The 22,821-nt window shown below is 62.2% G+C and carries 23 protein-coding genes and 1 pseudogene; 9 read left to right on the forward strand and 15 right to left on the reverse strand.

The window, feature by feature from the left end; genetic code table 11:
- Positions 1-130: 130 nt before the first annotated feature.
- The 4 genes from PST29_RS07375 to PST29_RS07390 all read right to left on the reverse strand — a co-directional run bounded on the left by PST29_RS07375 (position 131) and on the right by PST29_RS07390 (position 3,769).
- Positions 131-1,015 carry an alpha/beta fold hydrolase gene (locus PST29_RS07375; RefSeq protein WP_060837977.1) on the reverse strand — a complete coding sequence of 295 codons (885 nt, stop codon included), beginning with the start codon at positions 1,013-1,015 and terminating at the stop codon, positions 131-133.
- A 327-nt stretch (positions 1,016-1,342) separates the two neighbouring features.
- Positions 1,343-2,035 carry a pseudouridine synthase gene (locus tag PST29_RS07380; RefSeq protein ID WP_060842726.1) on the reverse strand — a complete coding sequence of 231 codons (693 nt, stop codon included), beginning with the start codon at positions 2,033-2,035 and terminating at the stop codon, positions 1,343-1,345.
- Positions 2,036-2,070: 35 nt separating this feature from the next.
- Positions 2,071-2,289: a cysteine-rich CWC family protein gene (locus PST29_RS07385; protein ID WP_060842727.1), complete on the reverse strand. Its 219-nt coding sequence runs from the start codon at positions 2,287-2,289 to the stop codon at positions 2,071-2,073.
- A complete protein-coding gene (locus tag PST29_RS07390; RefSeq protein ID WP_060837980.1) occupies positions 2,282-3,769 on the reverse strand; it encodes a sensor domain-containing diguanylate cyclase in 1,488 nt (495 codons plus the stop codon). Before PST29_RS07390 ends, PST29_RS07385 begins: the two co-directional genes overlap by 8 nt.
- Before the next feature lie 303 nt (positions 3,770-4,072).
- Here PST29_RS07390 and PST29_RS30765 point away from each other — a divergent pair, with 303 nt between their 5' ends.
- A complete protein-coding gene (locus PST29_RS30765) occupies positions 4,073-4,459 on the forward strand; it encodes a hypothetical protein (protein ID WP_082729322.1) in 387 nt (128 codons plus the stop codon).
- Positions 4,460-4,508: 49 nt separating this feature from the next.
- Here the strand turns inward: PST29_RS30765 and PST29_RS07395 are convergent, their stop codons facing one another.
- Complete coding sequence (locus PST29_RS07395; protein WP_060842728.1) at positions 4,509-5,621, reverse strand: enoyl-CoA hydratase/isomerase family protein; 1,113 nt, start codon at positions 5,619-5,621, stop codon at positions 4,509-4,511.
- Between the two features lie 132 nt (positions 5,622-5,753).
- Here PST29_RS07395 and ung point away from each other — a divergent pair, with 132 nt between their 5' ends.
- The gene (gene ung, locus PST29_RS07400; protein WP_060837982.1) at positions 5,754-6,446 is read left to right on the forward strand and encodes a uracil-DNA glycosylase; all 693 of its coding nucleotides are present in this window, start codon (positions 5,754-5,756) and stop codon (positions 6,444-6,446) included.
- 32 nt (positions 6,447-6,478) lie between these two features.
- Here the strand turns inward: ung and PST29_RS07405 are convergent, their stop codons facing one another.
- The 5 genes from PST29_RS07405 to PST29_RS07425 form a co-directional block, all read right to left on the reverse strand.
- Complete coding sequence (locus PST29_RS07405) at positions 6,479-7,510, reverse strand: AbrB family transcriptional regulator (protein WP_060837983.1); 1,032 nt, start codon at positions 7,508-7,510, stop codon at positions 6,479-6,481.
- The gene (locus PST29_RS07410) at positions 7,503-9,017 is read right to left on the reverse strand and encodes a tripartite tricarboxylate transporter permease (RefSeq protein ID WP_060837984.1); all 1,515 of its coding nucleotides are present in this window, start codon (positions 9,015-9,017) and stop codon (positions 7,503-7,505) included. Before PST29_RS07410 ends, PST29_RS07405 begins: the two co-directional genes overlap by 8 nt.
- A gap of 1 nt (position 9,018) precedes the next feature.
- Positions 9,019-9,477: a tripartite tricarboxylate transporter TctB family protein gene (locus PST29_RS07415; protein WP_060837985.1), complete on the reverse strand. Its 459-nt coding sequence runs from the start codon at positions 9,475-9,477 to the stop codon at positions 9,019-9,021.
- 58 nt (positions 9,478-9,535) lie between these two features.
- A complete protein-coding gene (locus PST29_RS07420) occupies positions 9,536-10,522 on the reverse strand; it encodes a Bug family tripartite tricarboxylate transporter substrate binding protein (protein ID WP_060837986.1) in 987 nt (328 codons plus the stop codon).
- 182 nt (positions 10,523-10,704) lie between these two features.
- Complete coding sequence (locus PST29_RS07425; RefSeq protein WP_060842729.1) at positions 10,705-11,997, reverse strand: OprD family porin; 1,293 nt, start codon at positions 11,995-11,997, stop codon at positions 10,705-10,707.
- A gap of 237 nt (positions 11,998-12,234) precedes the next feature.
- On the opposite strand from PST29_RS07425, the gene PST29_RS07430 reads away from it, so the two are divergent.
- Positions 12,235-12,906: a response regulator gene (locus PST29_RS07430; RefSeq protein ID WP_060837988.1), complete on the forward strand. Its 672-nt coding sequence runs from the start codon at positions 12,235-12,237 to the stop codon at positions 12,904-12,906.
- Positions 12,899-14,284 carry a sensor histidine kinase gene (locus PST29_RS07435; RefSeq protein ID WP_060837989.1) on the forward strand — a complete coding sequence of 462 codons (1,386 nt, stop codon included), beginning with the start codon at positions 12,899-12,901 and terminating at the stop codon, positions 14,282-14,284. The genes PST29_RS07430 and PST29_RS07435 overlap by 8 nt, the downstream gene beginning before the upstream one ends.
- Before the next feature lie 3 nt (positions 14,285-14,287).
- Here PST29_RS07435 and PST29_RS07440 read toward each other — a convergent pair whose 3' ends face one another.
- Positions 14,288-15,109 carry an HDOD domain-containing protein gene (locus PST29_RS07440; protein ID WP_060842730.1) on the reverse strand — a complete coding sequence of 274 codons (822 nt, stop codon included), beginning with the start codon at positions 15,107-15,109 and terminating at the stop codon, positions 14,288-14,290.
- Between the two features lie 37 nt (positions 15,110-15,146).
- The gene (gene ygfZ / locus PST29_RS07445; RefSeq protein ID WP_060842731.1) at positions 15,147-16,088 is read right to left on the reverse strand and encodes a CAF17-like 4Fe-4S cluster assembly/insertion protein YgfZ; all 942 of its coding nucleotides are present in this window, start codon (positions 16,086-16,088) and stop codon (positions 15,147-15,149) included.
- A 149-nt stretch (positions 16,089-16,237) separates the two neighbouring features.
- Here ygfZ and PST29_RS07450 point away from each other — a divergent pair, with 149 nt between their 5' ends.
- Together PST29_RS07450 and PST29_RS07455 are read left to right on the forward strand one after the other, a co-directional pair.
- Positions 16,238-16,492 carry an FAD assembly factor SdhE gene (locus PST29_RS07450; RefSeq protein ID WP_016963899.1) on the forward strand — a complete coding sequence of 85 codons (255 nt, stop codon included), beginning with the start codon at positions 16,238-16,240 and terminating at the stop codon, positions 16,490-16,492.
- A complete protein-coding gene (locus PST29_RS07455) occupies positions 16,476-16,928 on the forward strand; it encodes a protein YgfX (protein ID WP_060837992.1) in 453 nt (150 codons plus the stop codon). Before PST29_RS07450 ends, PST29_RS07455 begins: the two co-directional genes overlap by 17 nt.
- Here PST29_RS07455 and PST29_RS30770 read toward each other — a convergent pair.
- Positions 16,891-17,088: pseudogene (locus PST29_RS30770) on the reverse strand (L-aspartate oxidase); the annotation flags it as partial. The gene PST29_RS07455 and the pseudogene PST29_RS30770 sit on opposite strands and share 38 nt — an antisense overlap.
- 43 nt (positions 17,089-17,131) lie before the next feature.
- Between PST29_RS30770 and PST29_RS07460 the strand changes: the two are divergent.
- The 3 genes from PST29_RS07460 to PST29_RS07465 all read left to right on the forward strand — a co-directional run bounded on the left by PST29_RS07460 (position 17,132) and on the right by PST29_RS07465 (position 19,995).
- Positions 17,132-18,574 (forward strand): tyrosine-type recombinase/integrase, encoded by a 1,443-nt coding sequence (locus PST29_RS07460; RefSeq protein WP_060842732.1) that lies wholly within the window; start codon positions 17,132-17,134, stop codon positions 18,572-18,574.
- A 27-nt stretch (positions 18,575-18,601) separates the two neighbouring features.
- Positions 18,602-18,742, forward strand: a complete 141-nt coding sequence (locus PST29_RS32100) for a hypothetical protein (RefSeq protein WP_159426270.1) — start codon at positions 18,602-18,604, stop codon at positions 18,740-18,742.
- Between the two features lie 509 nt (positions 18,743-19,251).
- Positions 19,252-19,995 (forward strand): HNH endonuclease signature motif containing protein, encoded by a 744-nt coding sequence (locus PST29_RS07465; RefSeq protein ID WP_159426271.1) that lies wholly within the window; start codon positions 19,252-19,254, stop codon positions 19,993-19,995.
- A gap of 128 nt (positions 19,996-20,123) precedes the next feature.
- Here PST29_RS07465 and PST29_RS07470 read toward each other — a convergent pair whose 3' ends face one another.
- Together PST29_RS07470 and nadB are read right to left on the reverse strand one after the other, a co-directional pair.
- Positions 20,124-20,879: a hypothetical protein gene (locus PST29_RS07470; protein WP_060842734.1), complete on the reverse strand. Its 756-nt coding sequence runs from the start codon at positions 20,877-20,879 to the stop codon at positions 20,124-20,126.
- A 323-nt stretch (positions 20,880-21,202) separates the two neighbouring features.
- Entirely contained in the window at positions 21,203-22,810 is a 1,608-nt protein-coding gene (nadB, locus tag PST29_RS07475; protein ID WP_060842735.1) for an L-aspartate oxidase, read from the reverse strand.
- Between the last annotated feature and the right edge of the window lie 11 nt (positions 22,811-22,821).

Below are 22,821 nucleotides of genomic sequence, written 5' to 3' on the forward strand. Positions count from 1 at the left end.
GGCTGCAGATTTGAAGTTTTTCTTTATCTGACCTGCGCTTGCGTGTCATCGCTGTTCGCCGCAGGTGGGCCATGCGCCAGGAAAAACAGGGTTTTTCAAGGGCGGCTGGCCCACCGGTGACGATGCACTGTCAGATCGCCCGTGCATGCTGATGCTGAACGCAGTGCGCGCGCGTTCGACCGTCGTACTGACCCGGCTTGAGGAATCCCAGCAATGCCTGGCGGCTGTCGCGGCAGGCGGCCTTGTGTTCCATGTCGAGAAAGTGCCCGGTGGCCTGGATGGTGCTGAAGCTCGCTTGCTGCACATGGTCGGCGAACAGCTTGGCGTCGTTGGCCGAGGTGTACTCGTCCCACTCACCGTTGAGAAACAGCACCGGCACCTGGATGTTCTTCGCCGCTCGCAAGTAGCACTGCCGGTCGCCGTTGAGCACATGGCTGATATGGAAGTGCATCTGCCCGTATTCGTGCTCCGCCAGGCTGCTGACGTGGCGGTAGTTGTAGCGCTTGAACAGCGAGGGCAGGTGCTTGCCGATGGTGTCGTTGACCAGGTGGCCGACGCGATGGCGGTCGAGGTTGCCGAGGTAATCGACACCGCGCTCCAGATAATCGCGCATCGGCTCGTTGATCACCGGCGAGAACGAGCTGATCACCGCCTTCTCGATGCGCCGCGGACGCTGGGCCAGAGCCTGCAAGGCGGCGGCGCCACCCCAGGAAAACGACAGCACATGCTCGGCGGCGAAGTGCTCGATCAACTCCAGGAGGATCTGCCCCTCCACTTCCTTGGTGAGCATCCGTTCGTGTTTGTTGTGGGCTTTGGAGCGGCCCGCGTAGGGCTGGTCGTAGAGCACCACGTTGAACTGCGGGTGCAGGTTCTTCACGGTCTGCGCAAAGGACGCAGTAGTGGCCATCGAGCCGTTGACCAGAATGATGGTCTTGTCTGCGGCATCTGCGCGATAGAACTCCGTGTAAACCCGATACTGACCCTGTATATCCAGCACAGCGATTTCTGGCCTCATGTCATAAGACTCCTGGCAAGCGGGTATGCGCGCATCACTGAGTGTGCACGGGCAATGTGACAGGTAGGCATACGCCTGGAATGGGAGCCCATGTCGATCCGGTAAGGCAGGTCGACGGGTGTTGTTATAGGTGGGCGATTTGCCGGGGGAAATGCAGAGCAGGCAGGGCTCAGGCCGGCAAAAGGTTTCTTAGATGTCTGTTCGTGACTCATCGGTCACATTTCGGCCGACGGAGTGATTCAAGCAGGGCAATCGGCAACCTGCAAGTCGATTGGACAAATTGTTCGACAGCTTCTGCCCAGCGGTCATCCGGGCAGGGGGGGCACTTCAGATCAGGCGGATTTCGTCGGCGCTCAGGGGCCGGTATTCGCCAGGTGCCAGCCGTTCGTCCAGCAGCAGCGGCCCCATGCGTTCGCGATGCAGGCGCAGCACCTTGTTGTTGAAGTGGCCGAACATGCGTTTGACCTGGTGATAGCGCCCTTCGACGATGCTCAGCCGGGCGCTGCGCGGACCGAGGATCTGCAACTGCGCGGGCAGGGTGGTGAGGTCTTCGAAGGCAAAATACAGGCCCTCGGCGAAGGTCTGGATGTACTCGGGCCCAATCTCGTCTTCGGTTTCCACGTAGTAGAGCTTGGGCAGTTTGGTCTGCGGCTGGGTCAGGCGTCGCGACCACTGGCCGTCGTTGGTGATCAGCATCAGCCCGGTGGTGTTGTAGTCCAGGCGTCCGGCGATGTGCAGCTCCTGCGGGTCCGGCTCGTGGATCAGCTCCAGCACGGTCCGGTGCTCGGGATCGCGGGTGGCACTGACGCAACCCATGGGCTTGTGCAGCATGAAGTAGCGCGCCGGCTTGCCGGCCTGCAGCACCTCCTCATCCAGCTCCACCCGACTGAATTCGCTGACCTCGGCCCGGGGATCGCTGACCGGCTGACCGTCGATGCGGACGCGCCGCTGCACCAGCAGCAGGCGCACCTGTTGGCGGTTGAAGCGCGGCAGGTTGCTGAGGAAACGGTCAAGGCGCATGGCGGGAAATCGCTGGCAGTGGACGGGGACGGGTTTCAGGAGCGGGGCAGGGTGCCGGCGCGCAGCTGCGCCTCGACCCCGGCGCAGCGCGGGCACAGGCAGGCACGGTCGCGCAGTTGGGGCGCCAGGGCCTCGATGATGGCCGGGTCGATGCTCACGCTGTAGCACCAGCAGGCTCGGTCCGCCGTGCGTGGGTCGGCCAGGGCGCAGTCGTTGCGGGCACCGCAGGCCGGGCAAAGGTCAGGTTCATTCATGGCTGGAGTGAGGCATTTCTACGCAGGTTCGATTACGTCCACTTTGCTTGGCGCGATACATCGCATGGTCGGCACGGGACAGCAGGCTGTGCAGGGTGTCTGCCGGTTGCAGGGCGGTCAAGCCGATACTGACGGTCAGTTGCAGGGGTTGCCCTTCATAGTAGTAGCGCTGCCGTTCGGTCAGCAGACGAATCTTTTCGGCGATCTGCAGGGCGGGCCCGCTCTCGGTGTCCTTGAGCAGGACGATGAATTCCTCGCCGCCCCAGCGACAGACGATATCGGACTGGCGCAGGCAGTCCTGCAGGTCCCGGGCGAAGCCGCTGAGCACCTGATCCCCGGCCAGGTGGCCGTAGGTATCGTTGAGGCGCTTGAAGTGATCCAGGTCCAGCAGCAGGGCGCAGAGCGGCGTCAAGTCGCGTCGCGCCTCTTGCAGGGCCTGGGCCGCCAGCAGGTCGAAACCGCGACGGTTGGGCAGACGGGTCAGGCTGTCGAGGGTGGCCTGGGTTTCGATCTTGCGCTGGTAGCGGCGCACCACGCCGCTGAGCAGGATCAGCACGATGGCGGTGATCACCAGGCAGATCAGCAGGTTCAGGTACAGCGACTGGCGGATGCCGTTGAGGGCGCCGTCTTCGCGCTTGTCGACGAACAGGTACCAGTTCAGTTCGGGAATGAAGCGCACATTGAGAAAATGCCCCTGGCCCTGGGTCGAGTATTCATAGCTGCCGCTGTGGGGCTTGGGCAGTTGGGCCATCAGTTCCTTGAGGCTTGCCAGATCATGCAGGGACTGGCCACTGCGGGCACCCTGGGGACCGCCATCGGCACCGGTCAGCACGATGCGCCCGAAGGTGTCGACGAAGTACACGCTGCGCTGGTAGCGCTGCTGGTACTTGTCGATCAGCTTGATCACCGCGTCCACCGTCAGGCCGACGCCAGCGGCGCCGATGAAGCGGTCCTGGTAGTCGTAGACCTTGTAGTTGATGAAGAAGGTCAGTTTGTCCTGATTGGCCAGGTCCGGGTCGACGTTGATTTCATAGGGCGTCGCCATATTGCGCACGCGAAAGTACCAGGCGTCCCGCGGCTCATCGACCTTGATCTTCTTCAGCACGCCCTTGGCCTGGTAGTAGGTGAGGCTGGTGTTGGAGACGAAGAAGGCGGTGTAGGCGTCGTAGTGGGTCATGACCTCGTTGAGGTAGCGGGTCATCTGGCTGGGGTCGCGCTCGCCGGCCACCACCCAGTCACGCATGAAGGTGTCGCGGGCCATCATCGAGGAGATGAGCACCGGCCGTACCAGGTCCTTCTGGATTTCCGAATACACGGTGTCGGAAGTCAGCGGCAGTTCGGTGTTGACGATGTTGTCGCGGATCGAATCCCGCGAGGCGTAGTAGCTGAGCAGGGAGGTGGCGAGGAAGCCACTGCCCAGCAGGGTGATCAGGACCAGCACCAGCGAACGTTGCGAATACAGGGGAGAACGAAGCGGCATGGCGATTCCGTGATAGTGGCCCGATGACGCATTCTAGTGGCACGGCGGACAAATGACTTGTTCAACAGCGCACGGAATTGTCTGGGCATTGATACGTTGCAAACACTTCTTGCACCGCCGCCGGCCCAGGCCTTGAGACGCCATGGGCGGGAGCCTACCAGCGGTCGCATGACTTGTATCAATGTGTTGCCAGAATCGCACCAGAAGGCATTTTTGCGGTCAGATATTGCGTCAGTCAGCCTGTTGCTGATTGCCGCCTGCCAGCGTCGCTGGCGTGGCTTCTTCGCGGTCCAGGAGGCCGCCATGTATCGTCGACTTCTGCTTGTTGCATTACTGGGTTTGAGTCTTGGCGCGTGTGTCCCTTATTACGATGGAGGCTCAAGCTACTACAGCTCCGAGGTCTACAGTGCCCCGGCACCGGCCTATTACTACGGTGGCGGCGCTTCCTATTACTCGACCGGACGCAGCTACTACACCCCACGCTACTACCAGCCGGCGCCGCGTTATTACGCACCGGCTCCGCGTTACTACCAGGTCCCCCGGGCGGGCTACCGACCTTATCCCGCGCAGGGTTGGGGCGGGCATGAGCGCCACGGCAACTGGAACAACGACAACGGTGGCAATCAGGATTGGGGCGGTCACGGCGGGCGTGGCCGTGGCGACCATGGACGGGGTGGGCGCGGCCACTGATTGTGCCGGGGCCTGGAGCCCGTAGCCGCCGGTGGCGGCTACGGGCTTTTTAGTAATCCGTCAGGTCCGCCAGGGGATGGCGACCTTCCCAGGCCTTGTGGAAGTGCGCTTCGACCACGGCCTCGGGCACCTGATTGATATCCGCCCAATGCCAGTGCGGTTGATGATCCTTGTCGATCAGGCGCGCACGCACGCCCTCGGCAAACTCCGGATGCCGGCAGCAGTTCAGGCTCAGGGTGTACTCCATCTGGAACACCTCGGCCAGCGACAGGTAGCGGGCGCGGCGGATCTGTTCCCAGACCAGGTGGGCCGTCAGCGGGCAGCCCTGGGTGAGGGTCTGGGCCGCGCGTTGGTAGAGGGCATCGTCGTGATGCTGCAACTGGCTGACGGCGCGCCAGGCGCAGGCCACGTCACTGACATCCAGCCATTCGTCGATCTGCACCCGGCGCGGCAGCCACTGGGCGTCGGGCAGTTGCGCCAGTGCTTCGTGCTGCAAGGCCTTGAGCAGGCTGTTGAGCTGCCGCGGGGTCTGTTCCTGCCAGTTCAACTGCAGCAAGCCTTCGATCAGCGTTTCCTGTTGCTCATCCAGCAGGAAGCGGTCGGCGAGGCCCAGGTCCAGGGCATCGCGGCCATTCATATGGGCCCCGGTGAGCCCGAGAAACAGGCCGAGCTTGCCGGGCATCCGTGAAAGGAACCAGCTGGCGCCGACATCGGGATACAGGCCGATGCTGATTTCCGGCATCGCCAGGCGACTGCTGGGGGTGACGATGCGGATGCCGGCCCCTTGGAGCAAGCCCATGCCGCCGCCCAGTACATAGCCGTGGCCCCAGCAGATCACCGGCTTGGGGTAGGTGTGCAGGCGATAGTCGAGACGGTATTCCGCAGCGAAAAAATGCCCGGCCAAGGCCGGTACTTCACCCGGATGATCCAGGCAAGCCTGGGCCAGGCTGCGCACTTCGCCACCGGCACAGAAGGCCTTGGCGCCGTTGCCGCGCAACAGCACGCAGACCACTTGCGGGTCCTTGGCCCAGGCGTCGAGGCGTTCGCTCAGTTGCTGGATCATCGGCAGCGACAGGGCGTTCAGGGATTTTTCCGCGTCCAGGGTGGCAATGGCGATGCGGGCGCCATCGCTGCCAGTGAGTTCTTCGACGTGCAGGTTCATCGTGACCTCGAGGAGCAATAGAAGCGATCAGTATGATCGCTGGTAGGGAAAGTGCCGGTTCCGTGTCAGATCAATTGACAAGCGAAGTCGGCTTTCCTAGGGTGCGGCCATTGTTTTTTCACGGGCCTGGCCATGACTGCTGACGATCGTATCAAACTCGAACCGAGCTGGAAGGAGGCCCTGCGTGCCGAATTCGAGCAGCCCTACATGAGCGAACTTCGCGAGTTCCTGCGCCGGGAACATGCCGCCGGCAAGGAAATCTATCCGCCGGGACCGATGATCTTCAACGCCCTGAACTCGACGCCGCTGGACAAGGTCAAGGTGGTGATTCTCGGCCAGGACCCGTACCACGGACCGGGCCAGGCCCACGGCCTGTGCTTCTCGGTGCAGCCCGGAGTGCCGGCGCCGCCGTCGCTGGTGAACATCTATAAAGAGCTCAAGCGCGACCTGAACATCGACATTCCCAACCACGGCTACCTGCAAAGCTGGGCCGACCAGGGCGTGCTGATGCTCAACACCACCATGACCGTGGAGCGGGCCAACGCCGCCTCCCACGCGGGCAAGGGCTGGCAGTTTTTCACCGATCGGATCATCGAGGTGGTCAGCGAGCATCAGCCGCATCTGGTGTTCCTGCTGTGGGGCGCCCATGCCCAGAGCAAGCAGAAACTGATCGACGCCACCAAGCACCTGGTGCTGACCTCGGTGCACCCGTCGCCGCTGTCGGCCTACCGTGGCTTCCTCGGTTGCGGGCACTTCAGCCGGACCAACAAGTACCTGGAGCAGAATGGCGAGACGCCGATCGAGTGGCGCCTGCCGCCGTTGTAAGGCCAATCCTGTAGCCGCTGCGCAGGCTGCGGCTACAGGGGGCCTTTGTTCCAGTGGCGGAACAGGGGCTCGGCGAGAAACAGCACGAACAACAACCTCATGACCTGCATCGCCGTCACCAGTGGCACCGACAGTTGCAGGACCTCCGCTGTCAGGCTCATCTCCGCAATGCCGCCGGGCATCATGCCCAGGGTCAGCGACCGCAGATCGAGGCGGGTCAACACACTCAGGCCCAGGGCCGCGAGGCCGGCCATCAGCATGGTCAGGGCGGTGCCGATCAGGGTGCGGCCCATGAACGAGGGCGCCCGACGGAAGAACTCTCGGTTGAAATGACAGCCCAGGCCACTGCCGATCAGCCACTGGCCGATCTGGCTGGCGCCGTCGGGCAGGCCGATGTGCAGGTCCCAGGCGATGCTCGCCGTCGCGCTGAGCAGCAAGGGCCCGAACAGCCAGGGATTGGGCTGGCGCAGGCGTTGCCAGAGCCAGGCCAGCAGCGCTCCAGCCGGAAACAGCAGGGCCAGCCACTGCCAGTCCACGCTGCTTGCCTGCAGGGACGGGGTGCCTTCCCCCAGCAGGTACTTGAACGCCGCCGGTACACAGAGCACCACCGTCAGCACCCGCAGGCTCTGCCCGGCTGCTACCCGACTGAGCACCGCACCGTTACGGGCGCCGAGATTGACCATCTCCCCGGAGCCACCGGGCATGCTGGAGAAGAATGCCGTGGCCCGGTCTTCCCCGGTGCGTCGCAGCAACCAGACCCCGACCACGCTGGACAGGCTGGTGACCAGGGCACCGAAGAAGATCAGGCCGAAATGGCTCAGCACCTGCTCCATCACCTGCGGAGTGAAGTGCAGGCCGATGCCGATGCCCACCACCCATTGCCCGCCTTTGCGCCCGCCGGGGATCTCCGCCAACTGCCAGGGCGTCAGGCAGCGCACCAGGATGATCGCCAGCAGCGAGCCGACCATCCACGGCAGCGGCCAGCCGATCTGGCTGGCCAGGTAGCCGCCAGCCAGACCCACCAGGGGCGTGCCCCACCATTGCCGGAAGCGGGCGTCAGACATCGGCCACGGCACGTTGCTGGGCCGCGCGCTTGCGCCAGATGCGCAGCAGCGGCATCAGCAGCATGATCACGGTCAGCACCCAGACCCCGACCGTGATCGGGCTCGACCAGAGAATCTCCATGGCGCCGTTGGAAATCGACAGCGCCCGGCGCAGGTTCTGTTCCATCAGTCCGCCGAGGATGAAGCCCAGCAGCACCGGCGACAGCGGGAAGTCCAGCTTGCGCAGGATGTAGCCGAAGATGCCGATACCGACCATCAAAAACAGGTCGAAGGTGGTGGCGTGCACCGCGTAGACGCCGATCCCGGTAATGATCGCGATCACCGGCACCAGGGCCCAGTTCGGCACCGCGAGGATACGGGTGAAGAGGCGGATCATCGGGATGTTGAGGATCACCAGCATGATGTTGGCGATGAACAACGAGGCGATCAGGCCCCAGACGATGTCCGGTTGCTGCTGGAACAGCAGCGGACCGGGGGTGATGTTGTACAGCGACAGGGCGCCGATCATCACCGCGGTGGTGCCGGAGCCGGGTACGCCGAGGGTCAGCATCGGCACCAGGGCGCCGCAGGCCGAGGCGCCGATGGCGGTTTCCGGGGCGGCCAGGCCACGCTTGTCGCCTTCGCCGAAGGTGCCGCTGGCACCGGCGATGCGCTTCTCGGTCATGTAGGCCACGGCGCTGGCCAGGGTCGCGCCGGCGCCGGGCAGCACGCCCATGATGAAGCCCAGCAGGCCGCAGCGGATGTTCACCGCGAACACCGAGGCCGCTTCCTTGATGTTGAACATCATGCGCCCGGTGGCTTTTACCGCTTCCTGGCCGCGATGGGTCTTCTCCAGCAGCAACAGGATCTCGCTGATGGAGAACAGGCCCAGCACCAGCACCACGAACTGGATGCCGTCGGTGAGGTGGATGTTGTCCCCGGTGAAGCGGTACACGCCGCTGTTGGCGTCGATGCCGACCGCCGACAGGAACAGCCCGATCAGCGCGGCGATGAAGGTCTTCAACGGCCGGTCGCCGGCCATCCCGCCCAGGCAGACGATGGCGAATACCATCAGCACGAAGTACTCCGCCGGGCCGAAGGCGATCGCCCACTTGGCCAGCAGCGGGGCGAACAGCACCATGCCGCAGGTGGCGATGAAGGCGCCGATGAACGAGCTCCAGGCCGACAGCGACAGGGCCACGCCCGCCAGGCCCTTACGCGCCATGGGGTAGCCGTCGAGGGTGGTCATCACGGTGGAGGCTTCACCGGGAATGTTCAGCAGGATCGAGCTGATGCGGCCGCCGTATTCGCAGCCCAGGTACACCGCCGCCAGCAGGATCAGCGCCGATTCCGGCGGCAGGCCCAGGGCGAAGGCGATGGGGATCAGCAGCGCCACGCCGTTGATCGGGCCCAGGCCCGGCAGCAGCCCGACCACGGTGCCGATCAGGGTGCCGGACAGGGCGGTGACCAGGTTGTAGGGGGTCAGTGCAACGCCGAAGCCCTGGCCCAGGTAACTGAGGGTATCCATATCAATTCTCCAGAACGTCGAGCAGGCCGAGGGGCAGAGGCACGTCCATGACCCGGTCGAACAGCCAGTAGAGGCCGACACTGAGCAGGCTGATGATGATCAGGCTGGGCAGCCAGCGGCCGCCGTAAAGCCGGGCCATGGGTACACCGATGAGGATGCTGGCGACGATGAACCCCAGGGGTTCGAAGGTGCCGGCGAACACCAGCAGCAAGGCCACGCAGATCGTGATCTTGTTCAGGGTGGCCCGGTCCAGGGGCGGTTCGTCTTCGCTGTGCTTGATCGGTGTCGGGCGCACCAGCATGTACAGCAGGGCCAGGCCCATCAGGCCGAGCATCAGCAGAGGGAAGGCCCGCGGGCCCACGGGTTCGTAGGAAAAGGCCGCCTGGTACGGCCAGGCCATCAGTGCCAGAGCGGCACAGGCCAGCAGCAACACCGCGGCGAAGAGACGTTGAACGAGCATGGTTAACTCCCGGGCGCGGCCCTCGATGCGCGAGGGCCGGGCCGTCAGCAAGGGACGGTCACTGGATCAAGCCGAACTCTTTGGCCAGGGTCTTGTAGTCGGCCACCTGCTTTTTCACGTAGGTGTCCAGCTCGGGGCCGGTCAGGGCGAAGGGGAACAGCTCGCGCTGATCACGCAGCTTGGCGAACTCTTCGGAGGCCAGCAGCTTGTCGAAGGCGTTTTTCCACCAGGCGTACTCCTCGTCGGTGACCTTCGGCCCGAGGTAGAAACCGCGTACTACCGGCCAGACGATGTCGTAGCCCTGTTCCTTGGCGGTGGGGATGTCTTTCATTTCCGGCTCGTCCAGACGCTGTTCGGAGAACACCGCCAGCAGGCGCATGTCGCCGGCCTGGATATGCGGCATGGAGTCGGAAATGTCGGTGCTGCCCACCTGGATGTGCCCACCCAGCAGGGCGGTGGCGATTTCACCGCCGCCTTCCAGGGCGACGTAGCGCAGGTCCCGGGGGTTGATCCCGGCGGCCTTGGCGATCAGCGCGGTCTGCATCCAGTCCTGGCTGCCCACGGTGCCGCCGGAACCTATCACCACCTTGCTTGGATCTTTCTTAAGAGCCTGGACCAGATCGTCGAGGGTCTTGTAGGGCGAGTCGCTTTTCACCGCGATAGCGCCGTAGCTGGTGCCGACCGCCGCCAGCCAGCGCACCGCGCTTTCATCGAAACGGCCGAACTTGCCCTGGGCCAGGTTCAGCAGCGAGCCGCTGGACCAGGCCACCAGGGTCCCGGCGTCGGCCGGGCGCTGGGCCACCACCGCGTTGTAGGCCACGGCACCGACTCCGCCGGGCATGTAGGTCACGCGCATCGGCTTGGTCAGAATCTTCTCGTTGACCAGCGCGCTTTGCGCCAGCTTGCAGGTCAGGTCGAAGCCGCCGCCCGGGGAGGCCGGGGCGATGCATTCCGGGCGCTTGGGCTCGGCGGATGCGGCCAGCAACTGGCCGGCGAACAGCATGCAGCCGGCGGTGAGGGCAAGGTTGCGCAGTGAAAAGTCCATGATTGTCTCCACAGGAGTTGTTGTTATCGGTCTGTCCGGGTCATCCCCGACCCTTGTTCCGCAGCGGCCGGCTGACCGGCGAAGGAGCCCTTGAGCCGGGTGTCGGGCTGGCGGGCCTCTTCGCTGGCAAGCCAGCGCCTACAAAACGCTGAAACGGTGAGATACGAGGCGTGCGCGCGGGCTTACCACAGGGCTACGGCGTAACTCACCAGCAGGCGCACTTCATCGGCGTCGCGAGCCGAATAGTTGGAGCGGTAGGTGGCGTTGCGCAGGCGCACCGCAACGTCCTTGAAGGTGCCGCTTTGCACCACGTACTTGATCTCGGTGTTGCGCTCCCACTCCTTGCCGGTGTCGCCGTTTTTCAGGGCGATGTTGTCGCCGCTGATGTAGCGGGTCATGAAACTCAGGCCGGGCACCCCGAGCTTGGCGAAGTCGTAGTCGTAGCGGGCCTGCCAGGAACGCTCCTCGGCACCGGCGAAATCGTTGATCTGCACGAAGTTCACCAGGTACGGGTCGCTGCCATCGACATAGGGGAAGGCGCTGTCGCCGGACATGTGCTGATAGCCGGCGCTGAGTTTGTGGCCGTTGAGGGCGTAGCTCAACAGGCCGTTGAGGGACCTGTTGTCGATCTTGCCGCCCCGGGCCTGGCCCTGGTCGTCGCTGATGGCCAGGCGCAGGTCGCTGGCGAAGGTGCCTGGCCCCAGGGGGCGGGACACGACCAGGCCGAGGAAGTGCTGGTTGTAGACGTCGTCCAGTTGGGCGAAGTGATAGCTGCCGGTGATCTTGTCGGTGAACTTGTAGTCCAGGCCGCCGAAGTTGAAGTGCTTGCCGGCCACGGTGCCGGCGAAGCGGCTGTTCTTGTTGTTGAGGCGGATGTCCTCGTAGTTGCTGTCGTCGCGGTCCTTGGCTTTGTCCAGGCGGCCGCCGGTGAAGGTCAGGTTCTTGATCTCCTTGGAGGTCAGCAGGCCGCCTTCGAAGGTCTGCGGCAGAATGCGCCCGTCGTTGGGCTTGAGGATCGGCAACTCGGGAATCAGGCTGCCGATTTTCAGTTCGGTGGCGGAGATCTTCACTTTGCCGGTCAGGCCGAGCTTGGAGTACTGGTCGGCGGCGCGTCCGTCATCGTGGGTCGGCAGCAGGCCGGTGCCGGTGCGGTCGGGGCTGGAGTCGAGCTTGACCCCGAGCATGCCCAGGGCGTCGACGCCGAAGCCCACCGTGCCTTCGGTGTAGCCCGACTGCAGGTTGAGCATGAAGCCCTGGGCCCATTCGTCGCGCTTGGACTGCTGGGCGCTGGTGCCATCGCGAAAGTCGCGGTTGAAGTACATGTTGCGGGTTTCGAAGGTGGCGCTGCTGTCTTCGAAGAAGGCGGCCTGACTGAAGGGCGCGACACCGGCGAGGGCCGCGGCACAGGCCAGGGCGGTCGGGGTCAGACGGGAAAAAAACACAGGTGTGACGGCGTGAGGGCGCGTGGACGGCATCCAGGGGTACTCCGTTATTGTTCTTATTGTCGACGAAAACGCTTCGAGGCGTTTTGCGTGTCAGCGGTCGTTGAGACCAGGGCAGTCGAGACTGTCCGTAACGGGACTCTAAAGGGCCAACCTTTCGCTAACCTTTCAGTGCATTTTCCCGGTTTTCGGGCTTCACAGCGGCGGATGCGGCGGTACACTCCGCGCCAAAGAGCGGCGTCGATCCCCCCTGAAACGAGGTAATCATCCATGCGAGTCCTGCTCGTCGAAGACCATCTGCAACTGGCCGAAAGTGTCGCCCAGGCGCTCAAGAGCACCGGCCTGACCGTGGATGTGCTGCACGATGGCGTGGCCGCCGACCTGGCCCTGGGCAGCGAGGAGTACGCTGTGGCGATCCTCGATGTCGGCCTGCCGCGCATGGACGGTTTCGAGGTGCTGGCGCGCTTGCGGGCCCGGGGCAAGAACCTGCCGGTGCTGATGCTCACTGCCCGCAGCGACGTCAAGGACCGGGTTCACGGTCTGAACCTGGGAGCCGACGATTACCTGGCCAAGCCGTTCGAGTTGACCGAGCTGGAAGCCCGGGTCAAGGCCCTGTTGCGCCGCAGCGTGCTGGGTGGCGAACGCCAGCAGCGCTGCGGGGTGCTGGCCTATGACCTGGACACCCGACGCTTCACCCTGGGCGAGGAACTGCTGACCCTGACGTCCCGCGAGCAGGCCGTGCTGGAGGCATTGATTGCCCGTCCTGGCCGGGTGATGAGCAAGGAGCAGCTGGCGTCCCAGGTGTTCGGTCTGGACGAGGAAGCCAGCCCGGACGCCATCGAGATCTATGTCCATCGCCTGCGCAAGAAGCTCGATGGCCAGGCGGTGGCGATCGTCACCTTCCGCGGCCTGGGCTACTTGCTGGAAAGTCGCGATGCATAAGCCCAGCAGCCTGCGCTGGCGGTTGCTGTGGAACCTGGCACTGCTGCTGGTGGTGCTGATGCTGGCCAGCGGCTTGAGTGCCTACTGGAACGGCCGCGAGGCCGCCGACACCGCCTATGACCGGACCCTGCTGGCCTCGGCGCGGACCATCGCCGCCGGCCTGTCCCAGCGTGACGGCAGCCTGAGCGCCAATGTGCCCTATGTGGCCCTGGATACCTTTGCCTACGACAGTGCCGGACGCATCTACTACCAGGTCAACGACATTCACCAGCAACTGATTTCCGGCTACGAAAACCTCCCCGGTCCGCCGCCGGGCACCCCGCGTACCGATGACTACCCGGCCCTGGCGCGCTTTTATGACGCCACTTACCAGGGGCAGAACGTACGGGTGGTGAGCCTGCTCAAGGCGGTCAGCGAGCCGAACATGAATGGCATGGCGGAAATCCGCGTGGCCGAGACCGACGAAGCGCGGGTCGCCATGGCCCGCAGCCTGATGGCCGATACCTTGCTGCGCCTGGGCATGCTGGCCATCGGGGCGTTGCTGCTGGTGTGGTTTGCGGTGAGTGCCGCGCTGCGGCCACTGGAGCGTTTGCGCGGTGCGGTGGAGGAGCGTCAGCCCGATGACTTGCGGCCACTGCCGCTGGTGTCGGTGCAGCGCGAGTTGTGGCCGCTGGTGCGGGCCTTGAATCATTTCACCGAACGCCTGCGCGGGCAGTTCGAGCGCCAGGCGCAGTTCATTGCCGAGGCCGCCCATGAGTTGCGCACGCCCCTGGCGGCACTCAAGGCCCGCCTGGAACTGGGCCTGCGCTCCGACGAACCGCAGACCTGGCGTTCGACCCTGGACAGCGCGGCCCAGGGCACCGATCGCCTGACTCACCTGGCCAATCAACTGCTGTCCCTGGCTCGGGTGGAAAACGGCGCCCGGGCCATTGCCGAAGGCGGTGCGCAGTTGCTCGATCTGAGCCAGCTGGCTCGGGAGCTGGGCATGGCCATGGCGCCCCTGGCCCATGCCCGGGGCGTGGCCCTGGCGCTGGAGGCCGACGAGCCGGTGTGGCTCAAGGGCGAGCCGACCTTGCTCAACGAGTTGCTGAGCAATCTGGTGGACAACGCCTTGGCCCACACGCCACCGGGCGGCAATGTGGTGCTGCGGGTCTTTGCGCCGGGCGTGCTGGAGGTGGAGGACGATGGACCGGGGATTCCCCAGGAGGATCGGGACCGGGTCTTCGAGCGTTTCTATCGACGCAATCAGCAGGTGGCCGGTTCGGGATTGGGCTTGGCGATCGTGGGGGAAATCTGTCGCGCCCATCTGGCCCAGATCAGCCTGCATGACGGCGAGCCTTCGGGGCTGAAGGTGCGGGTGAGCTTCATCGCCGGATGAGCATCAGTAGAGCATTGAGCGGGATGCTTGCAGGTCGTTGCACACGGCCTGGTTTTCCGGGTCGATCCCCAGCTTCTTGAAGGCCGGCACGCTGAAGGCGTCGATCCGCGAGAGTGGGTGATCAGTGTCCTTGTGGCAGTACAGGGTCGCCACCTGCACCAGATCAACGTAGTCGATCCCGGCGCTCTGGCGGTCGAAGTGCAGGTACTGCCCGGGGATTGCCACCAGTTGCTCGGGGAACTCCCAGACCCGCAGCAGCTTGTCTCCCAGCAACGGGTGGATACGCTCGATGACGTGGTTGAGGCTGACCGGGTCGGACAGCAGTTCGTAATGGTCTTCGGCGTAGGTCAGGATCGGCAGTACGCCGATCTGGTGCACCAGTCCGCCCAGGGCCGCTTGGTCGGGTTTGAGCTGGGTGTAGCTGCGACACAGGGCGTAGCTGACCCCGGCCACTTCCAGGCTGCGGCGCCAGACGTCGTGCATCTTTTGGGCAACCACTTCGGAGCGGGCGTTGAAGATCTGCTCCATCACCAGGCCGATGGCCAGGTTGCTGCTGTAGTTGACCCCTAGGCGGGTGATCGCGGTGTGCAGGTCGGTGACTTCCTGGGTCGCCCGCAGCAGGGGACTGTTGACCACCTTGATCAGTCGCGCCGACAACGCGGTGTCGCGGCCTATCACTTTGCTCAGGGTGCTGACGCTGATTTCCGGGTCTTCGGCGGCCTGGCGAATCTGCATGGCCACCTCCGGCAGGGTTGGCAGGACCAGGTCATCGTTGTCGATGGCCTCCACCAAATCCCGTTGGACCTTTTGCGCCAGCTCAGTCATTTCAGTTCTCTAGGGTGTTGCAGGGAAGGGGTGTCGATCAGCGCTGGATTTCGCGATCGCGGTCCAGCTCGTACGGCAGATCCAGCAAGTGCAGACCGGGGCCTTCGAGTGTCCCCAGGTGCAGGTTGCCGTCTTCCACCGCCTCGGCCTGCAATACGGCCAGCAGTTCCACCTGATCGGTCGCCTGGGCGGCCAGCACCACTTCACCGATGGCGCTGCCGTGGGTGGGGGAGAACAGCGGGGTGCCCGGGACGGGAAGCTCGCCTGCGGGCAGGGCGAGGCGGTAGAGGCGGCGCTTGAGCTTGCCCAGGTACTGCATGCGGGCGACGATTTCCTGGCCGGTGTAGCAGCCCTTCTTGAAGCTGACGCCACCCACGGCCTGCAGGTTGAGCATCTGTGGAATGAACAGCTCGCGGGTCTGTGCCATGACCTGGCCGAGGCCGGCGCGGATCTGGCCCAGCAGCCACTGGTTGAGCTCGCCCTCGGGCAGTTGCGCGGCCAATTGCCGGGCCCGGTGCTCGGCCTGTTCAGCCGGGACCCAGAGTTCGGCGCGGTCGCTGGACACGCGTATGGCCATCAGGTCCTCGGTCCTGATCACGGCGCCGTCTTCCTGGGGCAGTGCGAGGCCCAGGCTGCCGAGGGTGGCGTCGCCGCCAGCAAGGCCGAAACGTACCCAGCTGGCGCTTTCGTCGCTGAGCGTGGCCTTGGAGAACACGGCGTACTTCTTCAGGTCCGCCAGTTGCGGTTCGAGCAGTTCACGGGCCATGGCCAGCAGGCAACCGTCCCCTTGCAGAAGGATGCGGAAACTCGACTGCATGCGACCTTTCTGGTTGCAGCGCGCGCCGAGGCTGGATTGGCTGTCGCTGAGGTAATTGAGGTTGCAGGTCAACTGACCCTGAAGGAATTTGCTGGCATCAGGGCCGCGGACGGCGAGGACGCCTTCGTGGGACAGGGGGCAGAAAAAAGCGGAGTCAGCCATGGTTCATCGCAGGGTAAAAAGTCTGGGGCACATCATAAGGGGGCGCCCCTGAAATGGATAGTTCACAAAGGATAGCCGGTGACCGACCAAAGCCGACTGTTCTCGTGTTCCCCGGGCTGTATACTTGCGCTCTATTTGAGGAGCGCTCCATGGTTGAAGATGTTGAACTGAATCGCCTCTACTGGCACAGCCGTCGCGGCATGCTTGAGCTGGACGTGTTGCTGGTGCCGTTCGTCAGGGAGGTGTACCCGCATCTCGATGAGACTGATCGCGAGTGCTATCGCAAGCTGCTGGAGTGCGAGGATCAGGACATGTTCGGCTGGTTCATGGAGCGCAGCGAGTCCGAGGATCCTGAGCTGCAGCGCATGGTTCGCATGATTCTGGACCGTGTCCAACCCAAGTAGCCTGTTCGAGTGCCGCTGGCGTGCTTCAAGGCAACTGCTGGCGGCCTACCTGATGGCCCAGGCATTCGCCGTGGCGGCCATTTTTCTTTTGCAGTGCGCGCCTGTCGCCCAGTTCCTGGGATTGTTGCTGTGCCTGTTGCATGCCGGTTGGGTGCTGCCTCGACAGATTCTCCTGACTCACCCCCGGGCGTTCACCGGCTTGCGGTATTCGGCACAGGGCTGGCAGTTGTGGAGCCCGGCCAAGGGTTGGCAGGCGGTGCAGCTGCGCCCTGACAGCCTGGCGTTGCCGCTGATCGTGGTCCTGCGTTTTCGTGTGCGCGGCGAGCCGTGGGTGCGTTCTCTGTGTGTCCCGCGGGATGCGCAGGCGGCCGACGTGCATCGGCGCCTGCGGGTGCGGCTCAAGTTCGGCCGACGTAGGTGGGCGGCTGCAGAATAGTGTCCCGGGCCTCGGGCAGCAGCTGCGGGTAGTCGAGTGTGTAGTGCAGGCCGCGGCTTTCCTTGCGCTCCATGGCCGAAAGGATCATCAGCTCGGCGACCTGGGCCAGGTTGCGCAACTCGATCAGGTCGCGACTGACCTTGTAGTTGCTGTAGAACTCGACGTGATGAGGCTAAACCCAATGGATACAAGGGTTTCAGCCGATGACCATCAATCCACGCTCCCAAACTGGGACAAACCTGTTACAAACTGCGCTCGCCAAGCCGTACCGCTATCGTCGGTCTGGTCGCTACTACCTTCGCCTTCGCCCTCAAGGCACCGCTAAGGGTTTCTTCACGCTCTCGCTCAGGACTACCGACAAGGCCACCGCAATGACCATCTCCCACGACATCCTCAAGACGCTCAGGGCGTATCACTTCGACAACCCTGAGGCCACTTGGGAGGAACTTCGTGAGCGTCTGATAGACATCGCTGAGTCCTGTTTGACGATGGCCCACGGTGATAGCTCGCTGGTGGCCTACGAGATGATCAACGATGAGCACCATGAGGCCCTTCGTGAGGCCAGCGCCAAGCTCCCGCTGAGCGTTAATCAGCAACGGGCCCTCAGTAAGGCATTGGAGATCATTGAGGCGTCTCAGGAACGAATGAAGGGTAGGGCGGGGAAGCTGGTGGGGATCGTTAGGGACCTGAAGGCAGAGGCTTGTAGCACGTCTGTGGCCCCGTCTCCGTCCCTATCTGTATTGCCGTCTGAGCCGCTCACCTTCAAGACTCTCTCAGGACTCTACATGGATGAACTCAAGGACAATGTTCAGGCCAGCACCATGAGGGACGTGAGGTCTACCTGTGAGGGCATCGGTGCAATCCTTGGGGAACTGGACTTGAAGACCCACACACGGGAAGACATGAGGAACCTCAGGGCAAAGCTACTTGAGGACCGTAAGCCGTCCACTGTGAGGAAGATCCTGACCCGGCTATCCACGGTCATGGATTGGGGCGTGAATAACGAGTACCTCGCCAGGTCTCTCACTGATGGCCTGAAGCCTACCAAAGGGGCTGATAGCGCTCGTGAGGCTTTCTCTCAGGACCAAGTGAAAGCCCTAATGGCCCACGCTAAGACCCTTCCAGCCGACGCTTGGCAACGCTGGGCGTTGTCCCTTGGGGTGATCACTGGGACCCGCATTGAAGAACTCAGGCAGTTGACCAAGGCTGACGTTAAGCAGGTCGCTGGTGTCTGGGTGATCGACATCAATAGGAATGATGGCAAGACAGCCAAGACCAAGAATGCTTTGAGGGTCATTCCGTTGACCGACGGGGCCTATGGGTTTGATCTTCAGGCGTTCCTTGAATTTTTAGATAAGGCCGACTCTCGGTTGTTCACGCTGGGCGGTGGTCAGTTCTCTGTGCTGCTCAATGGGATGCTCAGGGATGTCTTGGATTTGAAGGCAGATCGGACACTAACTTTCCATTCGTTGCGTCATTCTCTGGCAGGCGCTTTGAAGGCCGCTGAGGTGCCTGTGGGGACCGCTGAGTCAATCTTGGGGCATGCTTCAGGTTCGATCAGTTACGACCTTTATGGGGCTGGAGCATCTGTCGAGGTGGGTCGGATGGCAGAAGGGCTTACAAAGGCGTTTTCGATAGCTAAGTGATATCGTCGAGGTTTCAATGGAGGTCCTATGAGCGATTTTGATCTGGATGATGAGCGGGATGGCGATGATGATTTTGGCGATGAGTGCGATCACTGCGGAAACGGGCCGGTGGTTGCCGATGTAGGCGGTCATGATCTGTGCGCCGATTGCATGTCTGAGTACGAGTGAGTAAAGCCGATGCCATATGAGGAAGGAAATCCTATGGAAACACCGACTCTGGAACTTACCTACGTAACTGGAGAAACAGTATCCGTTGAAGTCACAAGCTACGAACTAAAATTCAGTTCAGACCTGCTAAGCAATAAGCATGGAAGCTATAAGCTTGGGACGTTCAAGATCAACTGCGCAGCCTATAAGACATGGCCGCCTCTCAAGCATATTGTCTACAAAATAGGGGAATGCTCGGTCCTGACTGAGTTCCCACCGGTGACGACCCCTCGGACAATCACCTATAAAGTGAGAAGTGACTGGCCCCATACAAGCGCACCAGCGTGAGATGAAAGACTCGCTTCAGCTTAGCCTTGCTCTTTGGGCGTAGGAGCACCTTGGGATTCCAAAACTGCCCCGAAGGCCCCGTGTTTGTTGGTCTGAATGACTGTGACCGTAGTCGTAGGATTTAAAACCCTCACTATTGCCACTACCCCCAGTCACCGATCAACAAGCACAGGAGACCAATGATGACGACACCAACCAAGATCCGCCTTCAGGGCACCAACGTAATGGCCTGCGTGCTACCACCAATAGAGATCCTTGAGGCCCGCTACAAGCTCGCTGAGGACCACGAAGGAATCGTAGCGCGAGACTTCAAGCTCATCCCCGGTAAGACCCGTCGAGGAACCTTAGAAGGGGCTTCTGTGGGCTCGTATACCAATGGCTCGCTACGACAGCAAGTTGAAGTCATATGGATGGACGGCGACACCAAACACAAGATCCGTGTCCAGAAGGCCCGTATTGTCTACCGGATGGCTCATGGCCCGTTCGATGAGTCGTTGGTGATTGATCATATCGACGGTAACCCAAACAACAATCATCCAAGCAATCTGCGACCGCTGACCTATCACGAGAACATGGGCAACCGTGTCGTGGGACTTCAGGGCAGGAAGATGCCAAAGAAAGATACTGACCTTCCCGTTGGCGTGACCAGAGACAAGCATTACACCAAAGGCGAGCGATTCATTGGGAAGACGACCATCCGGGGAGTCACCCATCGGGCCGTCTTTGAGAACCCTAAAGCTGCTCAACACTGGCTTGCTGCAATCCGCGAAGCTGGTCTCGGTGATGGTGCGCGTAAGGATGCTCACGGGGTAGTCATCGGGGCACCTCAGTGGAAGGTCATGAAGGCAAGGGTTAATAGCCCTACACCTATAGACACCCTCACTATTGCTAAGAGCAATCTCCAGACCCCTGTGAGATATACCTAAAGATCCCTCATTTAAGATCACCTCTGAGTCCGTTATTAATAGTAGTTTATGAGAACCCCGTAAGGCCGACCCAATGAGGGATCGGCAGGGGCGCTGAGCACTACCCTGCAACTTAACGGACCTTGGGGTTACTCAGACTGTTCGCGGACGACATGTGAGCGAGTGATTGCCAAGCAAACGGCAGCTACCTGAGAAAGCATCGCTGGCTGATTTGGTCCATAGAGTACATTGCCGGGAGTAAGGTTTGCTTTCAGAGCCGGGACCCAAAGGTGGGATTCGTACATCAACCGACCCAACAGCCAGATAAGGCGGACGCGAAGCTTTTGCATGGGTTGCAACGAGGTGTGGAAATCTTCGGGCAATCTCACTCCGTCCCCCAAATGCTCCTCAATTGGAGATTGAGTTTGCGCAACCAATACGGAGAGCTTTGACTCAAGTACTTTCAAATCCCATTTGTGGGAGATGTCATTCCGCACTTTTCTGAGGTGATCAACCTCTATCAAGATGTCCTTACTGATCCACCCAAAAGCGTATGCCATCTGAACGCGCTGAGACAGGCGAGCCAGAGGGCCGAAGCCAGAAAGCAATTCGCTTCGCCCTCCGGGGACGCCATCTGGAACCTCTCTGCGAAACATTGCCTTCAATTGATCATCAGCAAAGGCGCAGGCGATGACGGGTAAAGAGCGGGGTTCCTCTCTCGCAATCAATGCCAATACCGTTTCGAGATCCGCAATGACCTGAGCATCTGTGTCCAAAGACGCCGAGAATCGTTTTTCGCGGTCTTGCTCAAAAGCGCGTGAGTAGTTTCGATAAACCTGCAAGCCATCCTTCTCTGCTTTCGAGAGCTTCATGGCAGCAATGTCAGGATCATGGAAGTCAGACATGTGAACTTAAACCCTCTAATCGAACACATCAGGAGCACCGAATGGACACCTTACAGGCTGCCTATATGGTCTGTGTGGCTGTCCAATTTGTTCTGTGGACGTGGATGCATACACCCCGATGAGAAAATACAGAAAATTTGGGAGTGACCACCTCAATGCATTTACAGGCCGAGGTTTCCCCGTAGGCCGTCGCGCAGGTCCATAGAGGCGCCATATAGGCCCTCACGAGCGCACCATAAAGACCCCAGAGACTGGGACAAAAGTACGCCAAACCTGTTACAAAACCCAGCCGAGCGGTGTACGCTGAGGACTCCTAACGTGCCTCATTTGTCGGGTGTAAGGATCGTATCCTTCGCCTCTGGCAGCATCTCTGGATAATCCAGCGTGTAGTGAAGACCCCGAGATTCCTTGCGTTCCATGGCTGACCTAATCATCAGCTCTGCTACCTGAGCAAGGTTCCTCAACTCAATCAGGTCTCTGCTTACTCGGTAGTTGCTGTAGAACTCGTCGATCTCATCCAACAGCAGGCGCACCCGATGCTGAGCCCGTTGCAGGCGCTTGTTGGTGCGCACGATACCCACGTAGTCCCACATGAATCGCCGCAGTTCATCCCAGTTGTGCGCAATGATCACGTCTTCGTCGGAGTCGGTGACCTGGCTCGCGTCCCAGGCGGGCAGGGCGGCGGGAATCGAGACCCGGGGCAGTTGCTCAAGGATGTCGGCGGCTGCCGAGCGGGCATAGACGAAGCACTCCAGCAGCGAGTTGCTGGCCATGCGGTTGGCCCCGTGCAGGCCGGTGAAGCTGGTTTCGCCGATGGCGTACAGGCCGGGCACGTCGGTGCGGCCCTGCTGGTCGACCATCACCCCGCCACAGGTGTAGTGGGCCGCCGGTACTACCGGGATCGGCTGCCGGGTGATGTCGATGGAAAACTCCAGGCAGCGTTCATACACCGTCGGGAAGTGGCTTTTGATGAACTCGGCCGGCTTGTGGCTGATGTCCAGGTAGACGCAGTCAATCCCCAGGCGCTTCATTTCGTGGTCGATGGCCCGGGCGACGATATCCCGCGGAGCCAGTTCGGCCCGTGGATCGAAGCGCGGCATGAAACGTTCGCCGTTGGGCAGCTTGAGGTGAGCACCTTCGCCGCGCAGGGCTTCGGTGATCAGGAAACTCTTGGCCAGCGGGTGATACAGGCAGGTAGGGTGGAACTGATTGAATTCCAGGTTGGCTACCCGGCAGCCCGAGCGCCAGGCCATGGCGATGCCGTCACCGCAGGCGCTGTCGGGGTTGCTGGTATAGAGGTAGACCTTGGCCGCGCCGCCGGAGGCGAGAATCACGAAGCGCGCGCCGAAGGTATCGACTTCGCCGGTGCCGCGATTGAGCACGTAGGCCCCCAGGCAGCGGTCGCCTTCCAGGCCCAGGCGCTTTTCGGTGATCAGGTCGACGGCGACCCTTTGCTCCAGCAGCTCGATGTTGGGGTGTTGTCGGGCCTGGGCCAGTAATGTCTTGAAGATCGCCGCGCCGGTGGCGTCTGCGGCATGGATGATTCGTCGGTGGCTGTGGCCGCCTTCGCGGGTCAGGTGGAATTCGAAGCCGCTTTCATCGCTGCCGGCGTCTTCGTCCCGGGTGAAGGGCACGCCTTGGTCGATCAGCCATTGGATGGCTTCACGGCTGTGCTCGACGGTAAAGCGCACCGCATCTTCATGGCACAGGCCGCCACCGGCATTGAGGGTGTCATCGACGTGGGACTCGACGGTGTCGGTATCGTCCAGTACGGCTGCTACACCGCCTTGGGCCCAGTAGGTCGAGCCGTTGGCCAGGTCGCCCTTGCTCAGAACGGCAATACGCAGGTGGCTGGGTAGGTTAAGGGCCAGGCTCAAGCCGGCGGCGCCGCTGCCTATCACCAGAACATCGTGTTGAAACTGTTGGCTCATTTGAAGGATTC

Source organism: Pseudomonas sp. St29, from assembly GCF_001547915.1.
Lineage (GTDB): Bacteria > Pseudomonadota > Gammaproteobacteria > Pseudomonadales > Pseudomonadaceae > Aquipseudomonas.

What these genes read in the sequence shown, in the direction of transcription:
- PST29_RS07375 (WP_060837977.1), bottom strand. Translation starts at nt 1,015, where the DNA reads ATGAGGCCAGAAATCGCTGTGCTGGATATACAGGGTCAGTATCGGGTT.
- PST29_RS07380 (WP_060842726.1), bottom strand. Translation starts at nt 2,035, where the DNA reads ATGCGCCTTGACCGTTTCCTCAGCAACCTGCCGCGCTTCAACCGCCAA.
- PST29_RS07385 (WP_060842727.1), bottom strand. Translation starts at nt 2,289, where the DNA reads ATGAATGAACCTGACCTTTGCCCGGCCTGCGGTGCCCGCAACGACTGC.
- PST29_RS07390 (WP_060837980.1), bottom strand. Translation starts at nt 3,769, where the DNA reads ATGCCGCTTCGTTCTCCCCTGTATTCGCAACGTTCGCTGGTGCTGGTC.
- PST29_RS30765 (WP_082729322.1), top strand. Translation starts at nt 4,073, where the DNA reads ATGTATCGTCGACTTCTGCTTGTTGCATTACTGGGTTTGAGTCTTGGC.
- PST29_RS07395 (WP_060842728.1), bottom strand. Translation starts at nt 5,621, where the DNA reads ATGAACCTGCACGTCGAAGAACTCACTGGCAGCGATGGCGCCCGCATC.
- ung (WP_060837982.1), top strand. Translation starts at nt 5,754, where the DNA reads ATGACTGCTGACGATCGTATCAAACTCGAACCGAGCTGGAAGGAGGCC.
- PST29_RS07405 (WP_060837983.1), bottom strand. Translation starts at nt 7,510, where the DNA reads ATGTCTGACGCCCGCTTCCGGCAATGGTGGGGCACGCCCCTGGTGGGT.
- PST29_RS07410 (WP_060837984.1), bottom strand. Translation starts at nt 9,017, where the DNA reads ATGGATACCCTCAGTTACCTGGGCCAGGGCTTCGGCGTTGCACTGACC.
- PST29_RS07415 (WP_060837985.1), bottom strand. Translation starts at nt 9,477, where the DNA reads ATGCTCGTTCAACGTCTCTTCGCCGCGGTGTTGCTGCTGGCCTGTGCC.
- PST29_RS07420 (WP_060837986.1), bottom strand. Translation starts at nt 10,522, where the DNA reads ATGGACTTTTCACTGCGCAACCTTGCCCTCACCGCCGGCTGCATGCTG.
- PST29_RS07425 (WP_060842729.1), bottom strand. Translation starts at nt 11,997, where the DNA reads ATGCCGTCCACGCGCCCTCACGCCGTCACACCTGTGTTTTTTTCCCGT.
- PST29_RS07430 (WP_060837988.1), top strand. Translation starts at nt 12,235, where the DNA reads ATGCGAGTCCTGCTCGTCGAAGACCATCTGCAACTGGCCGAAAGTGTC.
- PST29_RS07435 (WP_060837989.1), top strand. Translation starts at nt 12,899, where the DNA reads ATGCATAAGCCCAGCAGCCTGCGCTGGCGGTTGCTGTGGAACCTGGCA.
- PST29_RS07440 (WP_060842730.1), bottom strand. Translation starts at nt 15,109, where the DNA reads ATGACTGAGCTGGCGCAAAAGGTCCAACGGGATTTGGTGGAGGCCATC.
- ygfZ (WP_060842731.1), bottom strand. Translation starts at nt 16,088, where the DNA reads ATGGCTGACTCCGCTTTTTTCTGCCCCCTGTCCCACGAAGGCGTCCTC.
- PST29_RS07450 (WP_016963899.1), top strand. Translation starts at nt 16,238, where the DNA reads ATGGTTGAAGATGTTGAACTGAATCGCCTCTACTGGCACAGCCGTCGC.
- PST29_RS07460 (WP_060842732.1), top strand. Translation starts at nt 17,132, where the DNA reads ATGACCATCAATCCACGCTCCCAAACTGGGACAAACCTGTTACAAACT.
- PST29_RS32100 (WP_159426270.1), top strand. Translation starts at nt 18,602, where the DNA reads ATGAGCGATTTTGATCTGGATGATGAGCGGGATGGCGATGATGATTTT.
- PST29_RS07465 (WP_159426271.1), top strand. Translation starts at nt 19,252, where the DNA reads ATGACGACACCAACCAAGATCCGCCTTCAGGGCACCAACGTAATGGCC.
- PST29_RS07470 (WP_060842734.1), bottom strand. Translation starts at nt 20,879, where the DNA reads ATGTCTGACTTCCATGATCCTGACATTGCTGCCATGAAGCTCTCGAAA.
- nadB (WP_060842735.1), bottom strand. Translation starts at nt 22,810, where the DNA reads ATGAGCCAACAGTTTCAACACGATGTTCTGGTGATAGGCAGCGGCGCC.